Source organism: Aliamphritea spongicola, from assembly GCF_017051665.1.
Classification (GTDB): Bacteria; Pseudomonadota; Gammaproteobacteria; order Pseudomonadales; family Balneatricaceae; genus Amphritea; species Amphritea spongicola.
This window is the reverse complement of record NZ_JAFIDL010000008.1, coordinates 1-12,281: the sequence shown is the minus strand read 5'-3', so window position 1 is coordinate 12,281 and position 12,281 is coordinate 1. Positions and strand designations below refer to the sequence as shown.

Here is a 12,281-nt window from a genome sequence, read left to right as displayed (position 1 = left end):
AAATCAGTCCCGCGGGCTGAAGGCTCCGCTGGTACGCATCTCACCACCAGCAACAGTTTCTTCCGGTACCGCTGGCTCAGTCACCTCAGCACCTTCGTACTCTTTGGCGTATTCCTGCCTCAGTGAACGCAGCAGCGACCAGATCATAAAGCCGATACCAATCGCAAACGGACTGCCCGCCACAATGGAGGCGGTTTGCACCGCTTTTAATCCGCCACTGAGCAGCAGCACAATTGCCAGCATACCGGTAAACAGACCCCAGGTGATTTTCATACCGAAGGCCGGCTCATAAGCCCCTTTGGACATCTGCATCGCCACAAAGAAGCAGGCCGAATCTGCAGAGGTCACCAGGAAGATGATCATGCTGACGAACACCACCAGGCTGAGCAAACTGCTCATCGGGAAGCTTTCAAGCATCACATAAATTCCGGAACCGACATTCGCCTGTACCGCTTCAAACAGTTTCACTTCGCCACCGGCTTCCAGCCCGATCGCGGAACCGCCGATCACCGCAAACCAGAGCATGGAGCACAGGGTCGGAGTCATCACAGCAAAGAGGATAAACTCACGCAGGGTACGTCCACGGGAGATCCGCGCCACGAAACCGCCCACAAACGGCGACCAGGAGATAACGATCAGCCAGTAAAACACGGTCCACCAGTTAATCCAGCCGCTCTTCTGCAGCGGATCAGCCCAGAACGTCATCGGCAACAGGTTACCCAGATAGTTACCGATGCCGGTAACGTAGTAGCGAAGCAAGGTGTTGGTTTCACCGGTTAGCAGGATGAATACACAGAATGCCACCACGATCACCACGTTAAGAGTACTCAGGTAGGCAACGCCGCGTTTCAGACCAGAGACAGCAGACAAGCTGTACAGCAGCGCCAGTAAGGCAATGATGATCACCTTGCCGGTATTACCGGTTTCAATACCGAAGATATGGTTCACCCCGTAATCAATGGAGATAACCCCTAAGCCCAGTACCGTCGCGATACCGCCGATGGTTGCCACGGCACCGATCAGATCCAGTAACCGTGCCCAGACGCTGCCTTCGGTACGTTCACCCAGCAGGCCGTACAGGGCAATACCGATGTTCATCGGCTTACCGTAACGGAACGCCGGGAAAGCAATACACAGGCCGACTATGCAGTAGCCCATCCAGGTATGCAGCCCCCAGTGCAACGACGTGATCTGCAATGCCACTGGAATGGCTTCAGGTGTGGCAGGTTCCGCCATGTAAGGGGTTTGCATGTAGTGGTACAGCGGTTCCGCAACGCCCCACAGCAGAAAACCTACACCGATGCCGCAACTAAACAACATGGCCACCCAGGTGAAGGTGGAGAATTCTGGCGTATCGTCTTTTTTACCGAGTTTCAGGTTACCGTAGCGGCTCAGACCTACCCAAATGCCAATACCCACATACAGGGCAAGTGCCAGCACATAGGCCCAGCCAAACTGACTGCTCAGGTAACTCTGGGCATTGCTGGCATAGGTTTTCAGGGTGTCCGGGCTGATGACCCCGAGGGCAACAATCAGCAGTGTGATACCCGCTGTCGTCCAGAACAGGGGCTTGTCATAGTCCCCGAGGAATCCACCACGGCGGGTGGCTGACAGGTTATCCATCATCTTTCTCCTATTTATTTTTATTGTCGGATGTATTTCAGGTCTTAGGCTTACTCAGATGCCGGCCGGCAACAGATTTATTTGCGGTAAACAATCTCCCCGTTGGATATCGTCATGTAGATTTCCTGCTGGCTGATTTCAGCAACCGGCACACTCAGGAACGCCGCATCGATGATGGCCAGATCCGCCAGTTTGCCCACTTCCAGCGAACCTTTACGGGTTTCGTGATAAACCGAGTAAGCAGCATTCCAGGTATAGGAACGGATCGCTTCCAGCACAGAGATGCGCTGACCTTCCCCCATATCCCGGCCGGTCAGGCTCAGGCGGTTGACCGCGGCACTGATGGCATCAAAAGGCTTATAGGACTGTACGAAAGCATCGGTGCTGATCACCGCCGGTACACCGTCATCCAGCATGTCCCGTAGCGGACAGAAACGTTTGGCACGGCGCTCGCCATAGATGCTGGTCAAATCGTCGCCGGTTTCATGCACCTGACCCGGCTGAGTCACGGGAATCACCCCAAGGCGTTTAATACGGGCTACCTGCTCGCGGGTTGGCCCGTGGCAGTGTTCGATACGGTGGCGGGCGTTACTGCGGGGAAAGCGCCGCTGGGCTTCTTCAACCGCATCCAGCACGATGTCCATCGCCATATCGCCCTGGGTGTGCACACCAAACTGCATGCCCCGGCTGTGGGTATCAATCAGGGCTTCTTTAAAGGCCTCAATGTCCGGCCAGTAGGTATAACCGCGGCCCGCGCTTTTATTACACTTGCAGCCATGGTCGGTCTGGGGTTCATCCGCATAGAACAGTGCGGTGCCACCGATCAGTGCACCGTCGCAGTAATATTTCATGGGACCGATAGAGAGCAGGTCATTGCCAATATGGTCAGTGATGCCCAGTTCATTAATGGCATCCTGATGGTTCGAGAGATACATGCAGGTAGTTTTGATAGTCAGCTTGCCCTGCTGACGGGCAGCCATGTAGCCGGGCATTTCCCGGGTGGTCACCTGGGGATCAACAACCGATGTGATACCCACTTTCAGGTAGGCTTTACAGGCACGGTCGATGTCATCCACCAGTTCTTCCAGCGGTAGGTCATAACCGATATCCGGGCCATGATGGCCCACATCCACGCTAGTCGGAATCACCAATTGCTGGGCACTGTCATAGGCATAGCCAGTAATGCGGCCCTGTTCGTCACGGACAAACATGCCACCGGCCGGATCAGGCGTATCATCTGTTACACCCGCCATTTCCAGTGCCAGGCTGTTAACCAGTACGTTATGGCCGCTGACATGGACGATGCATACAGGATGGTCAGGGGAAATGTCGTCAAGATCCCAACGGGTGGGTTGCTGGCCGCCGGCAAACTTCTCGTAGTTCATACCCCAGCCACGGATCCACTTACCCGGGGCGCTGTTTTCTGCCGCCTCACGGACGGCATTACGAAGATCTTCAATGGAAGCCACCGCCGGATAACCGAAGTCGACCGTGGCAAATGCGGCACCCTGATGGGTCAGATGGTTGTGCGCGTCAATGAAACCCGGCATCAGAGTCCGGCCCTGCAAATCGATCACCTGATGATCGTCTGCCTGTGCCAGTATTTCAGCATCACTGCCGACTGCAGTAATGTGCTTTCCCGTTACCAGCAGCGCAGAACAAATCCGGTCCTGAGCATCAACGGTGATCACCTCACCGTTAATAAAAGCATAGTTGGCCATATGCACCTCGAATTATTGTTATTTGTAGCCATTCGGATCCGCCACCCTGTGCTGTGCGTAAATCCTCTGATTAACCAGTCTATGGAAGGGTTTAGTTCGGTAAAATCATCAATAACAGAAAATTACTTTGGAGATATCTGAAGTAACGGGACGGGTAGCAATTCACCTCACGACAATGATTTCTCACCGTTATCAAGGGCTTAAAGCGACAGGAGCAAAGAGGATTCCATCTGTGAATAGCGAACAGGCAGCCGCCTGAGCCGGCGTGTTGAAAATTTTTCTGCTTGTACTCTTTCCTGCGCCCTATCAAGATGAACGGTGCATACTCATAAAAATAACAACGGAACCGCCAATGCCTTTACACCACAACAGTGATTATTCCATCGGCAAAACCAGCAGCATTGATATCCGGCTGCTGAGTATTTTTGTCACGGTGGTGGAAAGCGGCGGATTTACTCAGGCACAGGAACCGCTGAACATCGCCCTGTCCAGCATCAGCACCTATATTCAGGATCTGGAAACCCGTCTGGGCATCAAACTGTGCAACCGGGGCCGGGGTGGCTTTTCCCTGACGGAAAACGGTCAGGTGGTGTATGCCGAAGCCTGTAAACTGTTTGCCAGTGTGGACCAGTTCAATGCCAATGTTGCCAGCCTCAATGGCAAGCTGACCGGGGAACTGAAAATCGGCATTCTGGATAATTCCACCATGTCGCCGAACACCCGGGTGCAGGATGTCATTCACCGCTTTTCTGCACAGCATCCTGATGTACATATCATCATTAAGGTGCTGTCTTCCGATGAAATAGAAGATGAGCTCAGCGCCGGCACCCTGCATTTAGGCATTGGCCTGTTCAGCGATGCAGGCAAGCACTTACGGGTTATTCACCGCTTCCCGATCAGCGTAGATCTGTTCTGCGGCTACCAGAGCCCGTTATTTACAGAAGACACCATTGATATCGAAGCGATACAGGAAGCAGGCTATGCCAAGGGCTGTTACGCCCCGGATATGAAATCACCGCTGGCCCAGTCTCTGCCACCGGCGACTGCTTCTTCTTATCTGTCAGAAGGGCTGGCATTCCTGATATTATCCGGCCGGTACATCGGCTTTTTGCCCCGCCGGTATGCGGCAAACTGGGTCAGCAATAAGGAAATGCGTACCCTTCCGCAGGAATTATTCAGCCATGAAGTGCAACTGGCGCTGGTCGTCCGCAAAGGCGAGCATGTGGGGCCGGTACTGCATACCTTTTTGGAAAGCTTCGCTGCTTTTACCGCCAGCGACTGATTTTTTACTGCACAGATTCAGCCCCTCCCCAAAGTGAGGAGTCTATCTGCGACAAACCCCGTCGCACTCCTACAAATCGCGACATTTAATGGCATACTCGGTCGACTTAAGAATAATAAAGTGCGGCCCCGACGGAGCGATATGGCCAGCGCAGGCTCTCGGGTTGTTTGGAATTGTAGTGGACACAATCATCTTCCGAACCACCAAACTGGAAGATGTACAATGCTTAAAAACCTATCTCTGAGGGCAAAGCTTGGCTCTGTCCTGATACTCACACTGCTCAGCTGTGCCGCCCTGGCTTATGCTGCCCTGACCTCTATTAACCAGGTTTCCAGCAGTGCCGGACAAACCATTCAGGTGAATACCCAGCTGGCTCAGTTACAGGAACTGCGTTTAGGGCTGTTCGAATTTGAACGGGCTGAAAGCCATGACCTGGCTGCAGTGGATGCACTGGTACTGAACCAGAGTGAACAAATTGCTTCGCTCAGCGCGCTGGCAACTGAAGCGTCACTGGCGGCTGATGCCCAGGCATTGGAAGCGAACTACAACCTGTACATTGATAATCTGCGTAAGCTGGCACAGTTAAATCAAACCCTGGGTCTGAGCGACAAAGAAGGCTTACGTCAGGCAGTGAATGTTGTCGGTGACGAGCTGACCACCAAGGTACTGGGGGCTCTGAAGCCTATCCAGCGGGATACGACAATTCTGGTTAACATCTACTTTGAGCAGCACAGAGTCTCACAGCACGATGAAATCCGTGAGCTGTTCACCAAGTTCAAAGCCGCTGCAGACGAAATTAACCTGTATGACTTCTATCAGGAAAGCTTTGAAGCATACGTTGCCAGCTTTGATCAGGCAGATACCGTGGTGACCGATATCCGTAACACCCGCCAGGCTGCCGACGAACAGCTGGGGAATATTCGCACCAATGTTCAGAACCTGATTCAGCAAATGAAATCCACCGTGCTGCAAAAGGTGGAAGCAGATATGCAGAACACCATCAGCGATGCCCGCCTGATGGTAACCGGTGGCGGCTTGCTACTGGCAGCCATTCTGTTTGTACTGATCTTCAATATTGCCCGTACCATCACCGCATCCATGAGCAGCATCATTGACTGCCTGGAAGGGATTGGTGCCGGCAACCTCAGCCTGCGTCTGCCGATTAACGAAAAGCGTAACGATGAGTTTGACCGCACCGCCAACGCCGTTAACCACATGGCTGATGAGCTGGAAGGCATCGTCGGGCAGGTGAAAAATACCAGCCTGGAACTGACCAACGCTGCTGGCGTCCTGCACACCTCCATCGAACAGGTAAGCCAGACCACCGATCAGGTGACCGGACAGACCACCACGGTAGCATCCGCCACGGAAGAGATGAGCGCGACGCTGCAGGATCTGACCAACACCACCAATGATGCGGACTCCATGGCACGGCAGTCTTTCGAAACCGCCGTAGAAGGTTCCAAGGTTATTGACCGGGCGGTGAATTCATTCACAGAAACCGCCACCCTGTTCTCTCAGGTGGATCAGGAAATTCAGGAACTGAACCAGCATTCATCCAAGGTCGACAGCATTACTGACATGATCAGTGATATTGCCAACCAGACTGGCCTGCTGGCACTGAACGCAGCCATTGAGGCCGCCCGTGCCGGTGAACAGGGCCGGGGCTTTGCCGTGGTAGCAGATGAAGTCCGGACGCTGGCGGAGAAGACCGTCCACGCAACGGCAGATATCACCTCGATCGTTGACAGCATGGCAACCCTGACCCGCTCGCTGATCAAGAGTATGGAAAGTGCCCGCGAATGTATCAGTGTCGGTCAGGGTCACAGTGAAGAAGCACTGGCGGTTGTCAGCGCGATCAACGAAGGCATTCAGGGTGTAACTGACCGCAACCATCAGGTAGCGGTAGGTATTGAGGAAATGGCCCGGGTAACCCAGGAAATTTCTGCCAACATGGAAGAAATTGCCGGCGCCATGGTTGAAAGTAACCAGTACACCTCGGATATCCGTGACCAGAGTGTTCAGGTATCCAGCCGCGGTCAGGAACTGGTTGAATCGGCAGAATGCTTTCAGGTAGAAGCCCGTCAGGCATAAAGCTTGTCAAAGCTCCCCGCCGATATGACGGGGAGCTTTTTTACTTATTTCCGCTACTTTTAACTCCGTTACCCATCACCCCGAACAGACCCGGCTCTTACTCCGAAGCAATTCCTTCTGCCTCTGCCCGTTCATATTCGTTACTCCGGTTGCCAGTGACTGTCTGTCACCTGATGATCATTTTCACGCAACAAACGCTGCAACGTTTCGATCAGGGTGTCACCATGCTGTAAAACATTGTGCCCTGACAACCGCTCCAGCATGCTGCGCTGTTTCGTGATGGTGAGTTTCCATTCAATCTTTGGCCCAATTTCAGTGCCGCTGACACCCAGATAGTATCCCTGTTGCTGGCCGTCATGGAGCACATCCAGACGCATCTCCCAGCCCCAGTCCTCTTCGTATGAGTCTTCAACCACGACACCAAAAACAGCCAGCTTAGTTGCCAGCCAGTCAGCAATGGTCTTACCGGGTGTAATCTGATTCTCTTCGCCGGGGGTAAACTCTTCCCGTCCGGCATCAGCATTAAACGTCATAATATAAATCATCATGCGCTCCTTGCTGTTTTACTGAAGGTTAATCTTCTCTATGTTGCGCAGCACACTGTTTGATGAATACCTGCTGGGATTTATGCGGCAGGTAACCGGCCCGCAAATAGAATCCGTGCGCCTCTTCACGGCGTGTATTCGCCCGGATACGAATGCTGCCGACCTGCGGTTCAAGCCATGCTTGCGCAGCCTGCAGCAGTGCATATCCGGCACCGCTACCGCGGCATTCATCTAATACCACCAGGCTGACAATTTCCCCGACACAGCCTTCCGCCAGACGCATATCAAGAATAGCACTGATACAGCCAACCACCCTTTCCTCACTTCCGGCGGTTACCTGACAGGCCACCCAGACTTCGTGCCCTTTCTCCCGCAAACGCGGCACATGTTCGGCCAGTTGTGACGGCGTCCAGTGATACCCCAGTTCTGCCATTAAACCCACAAGGGCGGCATTATCACGGGCAAGTGCCGGCCGGATAAAAACCTCTGGATTCATTCCTGTCATCGCCTCCTGTCATTCACTCTTACAACCTTCTCCTGCTACTCAAACTGTGTTGTCCGGGATGAACTGCACCGTTAACTGTGCTATTTATATTTTTCTCATTATCCTGCCCTCAGGGGAAGTATTATGCGCGTTGCAGTTCCGTTGTATATTCACTCCCTGATGCTGCTTATCAGCTTGTTTCTCAGCCCTTTCAGTACTGCTCAGCCGCTGGCGATGAAAATCGCCTATGCCGAATATGAACCCTACAGTTTTACCGATAACGGCCAGGTGCGTGGCATTGAAGTCGATGTGCTTAACGAAGCCCTCGGCACCCGCATGCAGATACCGCTGCAACACAGTGTACTCCCCTGGAAACGGGTACAAACCTATGTCAGAAACGGTGAAATTGATGCCTACGTTGCAGTCGCAACGCCTGAGCGACTCAGTTATGCCTTTGCCAGCGAAGAAGCAGTCACCTTTGGCAGTGTCTCAGTATTTATGAACCAGGCTGATCCCCGTCTGGAAGAAACTTCGAGCCTGTCACTTGAAGCGTTAAAACCTTACCGGATAGGTGTTACAGCAGGGAGCGGCTGGGCTAAACGAAATCTGAACCAGCACCTTATACAGCCAGCCTATTCAACCTCATCGCTGGCAGATATGCTCAAAATGAAGCGTATCGATATGATTGTCGAGAATCCTTATATCTTCAGCTATCACCTGAAACAGTTTGCTGATGATGATTTCACTGTCAGGGAAATTCCCGTTGCCGGCCAGCAGCTATCTTTACTGCTGTTCATCAATAAATCGTCAACCTTCGCTGACATTCTGCCGGTATTTAATGCCACGCTCCGCGCGATGAAAGAAGACGGCACCCTCGACAGAATTCACGCCCGTTACCGCTAACGGGCCAGGTGGGCAATCGCTGATTCCAGCCCGGCCAGCGTCAGAGGATACATGTGGCCATCAAGCTGCTTGCTGATCATTTGTGTACTGCGGGTATATTGCCAGTAATCTTCCCGGGCCGGATTCAGCCAGACAGCTTTATCCCAGACATCCAGAATTCGCTGTAACCAGACCTGTCCGGCCTCATCGTTCATATGCTCAACACTGCCGTAGCGCTCAAGCAGTTCATAAGGTGACATGGCCGCATCACCGACAAAGATCACCCGGTAATCCTTCCCGTACGTCCGCAGTACCTCAACGGTCGGCACGGTTTCCTGAAAACGCCGCTGATTATCCTTCCAGAGTTTTTCGTACACACAATTGTGAAAGTAATAGTACTCAAGGTGCTTAAACTCACTGCGCACCGCAGAGAAGAGCTGTTCACAGATACGGATGTAAGGATCCATGGAGCCGCCGACATCGAGAAACAGCAGTACTTTTGCAGCGTTGTGCCGTTCCGGTACGAGTTTTATATCCAGCAATCCGGCATTATTTGCTGTACTGCGGATGGTGTCCGGCAAATCTAATTCTTCAGCGGCCCCTTCTCTGGCAAAACGGCGCAGTTTGCGAAGGGCTACCTGAATATTACGGATCCCCAGTGTCTGAGAGTCATCCAGATTACGGAATTCCCGTTTTTCCCAGACTTTAACCGCCTTCTTATGCCGGCTTTCACCGCCGATCCGGATCCCCTCAGGGTTATAACCACTGTGCCCGTACGGTGACGTACCGCCGGTACCGATCCACTTATTGCCGCCGGCATGCCGGCCCTGCTGCTCATTCAACCGTTGCTGCAAAGTTTCCAGCAACTTATCCAGACCGCCAAGCGCTTCAATCTGTTGTTTTTCAGCATCGGTCAGATGCTTCAGAAACTCTGCACGCAACCAGTCCTCAGGCAACTCTGCTTCGGGAAACAAGGCTACCTGTTCCAGCCCCTGAAAGTAGGTGCCGAACGCCTGATCAAAGCGGTCAAAATACTTTTCATCCTTCACCAGACACAGACGGGCCAGCAGATAAAAATCATCCAGACTGGCAAAGGCAACCTTCTTCTGTAACGCGTCAAGTAGAACTAGTAACTCATTCAGACTCACCGGTACCCGCGCTTTTCGCAAGGCAAAGAAAAAATCGATCAGCATGATTATCAGCCCTGCTGACGGCGGGCCATAAACGCCAGACGTTCCAGCATATGCACATCCTGCTCATTCTTGAGCAAGGCACCGTGTAACGGGGGAATTGCTTTACTGGTATCCCGGCTGTGCAGAATGTCAGCAGACAGCTTGTCCGCCATCAGCAGCTTCAGCCAGTCTATCAGCTCCGAGGTCGAAGGCTTTTTCTTTAAACCGTTTACATTGCGAACCTGAAAGAACACTTCCAGCGCTTCCTGGACCAGTTGTTTTTCCAGATCAGGAAAATGCACCTTTACAATTTGCTGCATTGTCTCCGCATCAGGGAACTGAATGTAATGAAAGAAACAGCGTCGCAAGAATGCATCCGGCAGTTCTTTTTCATTATTCGAAGTGATGATGATAACCGGCCGGTGACGGGCAACAATTTCTTCACCGGTTTCGTACACGCTGAATTCCATCTTATCCAGCTCGACCAGTAAGTCATTCGGGAACTCGATATCTGCCTTATCGATTTCATCGATTAACAGAACCACCTGCTCATCAGCCTCAAACGCCTGCCAGAGCATGCCTTTCTTTATGTAGTTCCGTATATCATGTACCCGTTCATCGCCCAGCTGAGAGTCTCTGAGGCGGGATACCGCATCATATTCGTACAAGCCCTGCTGAGCCTTGGTGGTTGACTTTATATGCCAGCGCAACAACCGCATTCCCAGTCCGGCCGCAACCTCTTCTGCCAGCATGGTCTTACCTGTACCCGGCTCTCCTTTCACCAGCAACGGCCGCTGCAGGGTAATTGCTGCATTCACCGCCATCTGCAAGTCAGCGGTGGCCACATACTTTTCAGTGCCTTGGAATTGCATAGCCGCCCCCTTACTCACCGATGTCTTCGTTCCAGAGCTCAGGCTTCGCTGCAATGAAATCCTGCATCAGCTGATAACATTCCTGATCATCCACCAGGGTAAGCTCGACACCACGGGAACGTACATATTCTTCAGGGCCTTTAAACGTCCGGTTCTCTCCGACCACAACCTTGGGAATGCCGTACAACAGAACTGTGCCGCTGCACATGTCACAGGGAGACAGCGTTGAATACAGGGTTGCACGCTTATAGTCAGCAGCTGTCAGGCGTCCGGCATTCTCAAGGCAGTCCATTTCAGCATGCAATACACTGCTTCCCTTCTGAACCCTCTGATTATGACCACGGGCCACAATTTCACCATCTATAACCAATACAGAACCAATCGGAATACCGCCTTCCTCCAGCCCCTGTTTCGCTTCATCGATTGCTGCCTGCAGAAATTTATCCATATATCACCTTTAAATCACTGAAAACCGTCGCATTAAATAGCAAATTCTAAAATGGCTTTGCTAAAATTCCGCGTTCAAATCAATTAACTTACACGGGACGTAATCCATATGAAAGCTGTATTCCTCGCGCTTACAATGCTGTTTATTGCTGGCTGTACTACTCAGCCAATTAAAAATGTTGATGATCATGCGGTGTTTAATGCAAACAACTCAATGACTCAGGACAGCCTTGGAAAACATATTCACAGAGCCGCCAGCCAGCTTGGCTGGTCAATCAAACAAAGCAACGCTGGCCATATGGTTGCCGAAATTAAACCCCGCGGTAAGCACTTCGTGGCTATCGATATTTACTACGATAACGACTCCTACAGCATCCATTACAAAAAAAGCAGCAATATGAAATACGATGCTGAGAAAAACGTTATTCACAGAAACTACAATAACTGGGTTGCTAACCTGGTCAAAAGAATCGATCAAAGTACTTTTAACGAGAGCTAATCATTACTCCCTCAGGGCTGAGCGATCAGCCCTTATAGCCTCCTCTGTAACACTTCCCTTTTCTCTTTAGAAATCATCTCTCTCCCGGAATAACACACGCGCCAGACGCTATACCCCCACTACCTTGCAATACACATTAGCCACTCCGGCATGGAAAGACTGATGTATCTTTCACGCTAGTTGCTCGCGGGAAATCTTTATTAGGCGCCAAACAGCAGCCTGCACAAAAGGTCTATGACCCAGTGCCGGCTATGTAGTTGTATTGAGAACATTGATAATGAACCAGGAGAGCGGCTATTTGCTACAGACGAAAAATCTCTACAGCGTAGCACCTTGATCGTATCGGGAATTTTGCGCAAGTGCCTGACAAGAGCTAACCAACTAAACAGGTATTTCCTGCAGACGAAAAAACCGCTATCGCGTAGCGGCCAGTTTCTTAAAGAGAGTCTTAATTAGGTGCTTGGCGATGGTAGTCCTCACAGCAAGCTGTAAATCTCTGCTCATGCCCTCTAGCGATAGGTTTCTTTCATCAGCATTTCCTGCAGACGAAAAAAAACCCTGCTACAACGTAGCAGGGCTTTCTTAATTAGGTGCTTGGCGATGACCTACTCTCACATGGGGAAGCCCCACACTACCATCGGCGCTAAGACGTTTCACTTC

The 12,281-nt window shown here is 51.9% G+C and carries 11 protein-coding genes; 4 read left to right on the top strand and 7 right to left on the bottom strand.

Features of this window, described 5'->3' with window-relative positions; translation table 11 throughout:
- Positions 1–3 precede the first annotated feature (3 nt).
- Positions 4–1,626, bottom strand: a complete 1,623-nt coding sequence (locus JYB63_RS18795) for a BCCT family transporter (protein WP_205659465.1) — start codon at positions 1,624–1,626, stop codon at positions 4–6.
- Between the two features lie 74 nt (positions 1,627–1,700).
- Complete coding sequence (locus tag JYB63_RS18790; RefSeq protein WP_205659464.1) at positions 1,701–3,344, bottom strand: amidohydrolase; 1,644 nt, start codon at positions 3,342–3,344, stop codon at positions 1,701–1,703.
- A gap of 352 nt (positions 3,345–3,696) precedes the next feature.
- Here JYB63_RS18790 and JYB63_RS18785 point away from each other — a divergent pair, with 352 nt between their 5' ends.
- Both JYB63_RS18785 and JYB63_RS18780 read left to right on the top strand, forming a co-directional pair.
- The gene (locus JYB63_RS18785) at positions 3,697–4,626 is read left to right on the top strand and encodes a LysR family transcriptional regulator (protein ID WP_205659463.1); all 930 of its coding nucleotides are present in this window, start codon (positions 3,697–3,699) and stop codon (positions 4,624–4,626) included.
- A gap of 222 nt (positions 4,627–4,848) precedes the next feature.
- Positions 4,849–6,720, top strand: coding sequence for a methyl-accepting chemotaxis protein (locus JYB63_RS18780; RefSeq protein WP_205659462.1), 1,872 nt, complete (start codon positions 4,849–4,851; stop codon positions 6,718–6,720).
- Between the two features lie 140 nt (positions 6,721–6,860).
- Here JYB63_RS18780 and JYB63_RS18775 read toward each other — a convergent pair whose 3' ends face one another.
- On the bottom strand, positions 6,861–7,268 hold the full coding sequence (locus tag JYB63_RS18775) for a hypothetical protein (protein ID WP_205659461.1): 408 nt from the start codon (positions 7,266–7,268) through the stop codon (positions 6,861–6,863).
- Positions 7,269–7,293: 25 nt separating this feature from the next.
- Positions 7,294–7,761: a GNAT family N-acetyltransferase gene (locus JYB63_RS18770; RefSeq protein ID WP_205659460.1), complete on the bottom strand. Its 468-nt coding sequence runs from the start codon at positions 7,759–7,761 to the stop codon at positions 7,294–7,296.
- 132 nt (positions 7,762–7,893) lie between these two features.
- Between JYB63_RS18770 and JYB63_RS18765 the strand changes: the two genes are divergently transcribed.
- On the top strand, positions 7,894–8,652 hold the full coding sequence (locus tag JYB63_RS18765) for a substrate-binding periplasmic protein (RefSeq protein ID WP_205659459.1): 759 nt from the start codon (positions 7,894–7,896) through the stop codon (positions 8,650–8,652).
- Here JYB63_RS18765 and JYB63_RS18760 read toward each other — a convergent pair.
- The 3 genes from JYB63_RS18760 to JYB63_RS18750 are packed head-to-tail and all read right to left on the bottom strand — an operon-like array spanning position 8,649 to position 11,123.
- On the bottom strand, positions 8,649–9,824 hold the full coding sequence (locus tag JYB63_RS18760; protein WP_205659458.1) for a vWA domain-containing protein: 1,176 nt from the start codon (positions 9,822–9,824) through the stop codon (positions 8,649–8,651). The genes JYB63_RS18765 and JYB63_RS18760 overlap by 4 nt on opposite strands.
- A 5-nt stretch (positions 9,825–9,829) precedes the next feature.
- Complete coding sequence (locus JYB63_RS18755; protein WP_205659457.1) at positions 9,830–10,675, bottom strand: AAA family ATPase; 846 nt, start codon at positions 10,673–10,675, stop codon at positions 9,830–9,832.
- Between the two features lie 10 nt (positions 10,676–10,685).
- The gene (locus JYB63_RS18750; RefSeq protein ID WP_205659456.1) at positions 10,686–11,123 is read right to left on the bottom strand and encodes a nucleoside deaminase; all 438 of its coding nucleotides are present in this window, start codon (positions 11,121–11,123) and stop codon (positions 10,686–10,688) included.
- A 108-nt stretch (positions 11,124–11,231) separates the two neighbouring features.
- Here JYB63_RS18750 and JYB63_RS18745 point away from each other — a divergent pair, with 108 nt between their 5' ends.
- Positions 11,232–11,621: a hypothetical protein gene (locus JYB63_RS18745; protein WP_205659455.1), complete on the top strand. Its 390-nt coding sequence runs from the start codon at positions 11,232–11,234 to the stop codon at positions 11,619–11,621.
- Positions 11,622–12,281 lie beyond the last annotated feature (660 nt).

Excerpts from the sequence above, each read along its gene's own strand:
- JYB63_RS18775 (WP_205659461.1), bottom strand. The coding sequence starts at position 7,268 with ATGATGATTTATATTATGACGTTTAATGCTGATGCCGGACGGGAAGAG.
- JYB63_RS18745 (WP_205659455.1), top strand. The coding sequence starts at position 11,232 with ATGAAAGCTGTATTCCTCGCGCTTACAATGCTGTTTATTGCTGGCTGT.
- JYB63_RS18770 (WP_205659460.1), bottom strand. The coding sequence starts at position 7,761 with ATGAATCCAGAGGTTTTTATCCGGCCGGCACTTGCCCGTGATAATGCC.
- JYB63_RS18765 (WP_205659459.1), top strand. The coding sequence starts at position 7,894 with ATGCGCGTTGCAGTTCCGTTGTATATTCACTCCCTGATGCTGCTTATC.
- JYB63_RS18760 (WP_205659458.1), bottom strand. The coding sequence starts at position 9,824 with ATGCTGATCGATTTTTTCTTTGCCTTGCGAAAAGCGCGGGTACCGGTG.
- JYB63_RS18780 (WP_205659462.1), top strand. The coding sequence starts at position 4,849 with ATGCTTAAAAACCTATCTCTGAGGGCAAAGCTTGGCTCTGTCCTGATA.
- JYB63_RS18790 (WP_205659464.1), bottom strand. The coding sequence starts at position 3,344 with ATGGCCAACTATGCTTTTATTAACGGTGAGGTGATCACCGTTGATGCT.
- JYB63_RS18755 (WP_205659457.1), bottom strand. The coding sequence starts at position 10,675 with ATGCAATTCCAAGGCACTGAAAAGTATGTGGCCACCGCTGACTTGCAG.
- JYB63_RS18795 (WP_205659465.1), bottom strand. The coding sequence starts at position 1,626 with ATGATGGATAACCTGTCAGCCACCCGCCGTGGTGGATTCCTCGGGGAC.
- JYB63_RS18785 (WP_205659463.1), top strand. The coding sequence starts at position 3,697 with ATGCCTTTACACCACAACAGTGATTATTCCATCGGCAAAACCAGCAGC.
- JYB63_RS18750 (WP_205659456.1), bottom strand. The coding sequence starts at position 11,123 with ATGGATAAATTTCTGCAGGCAGCAATCGATGAAGCGAAACAGGGGCTG.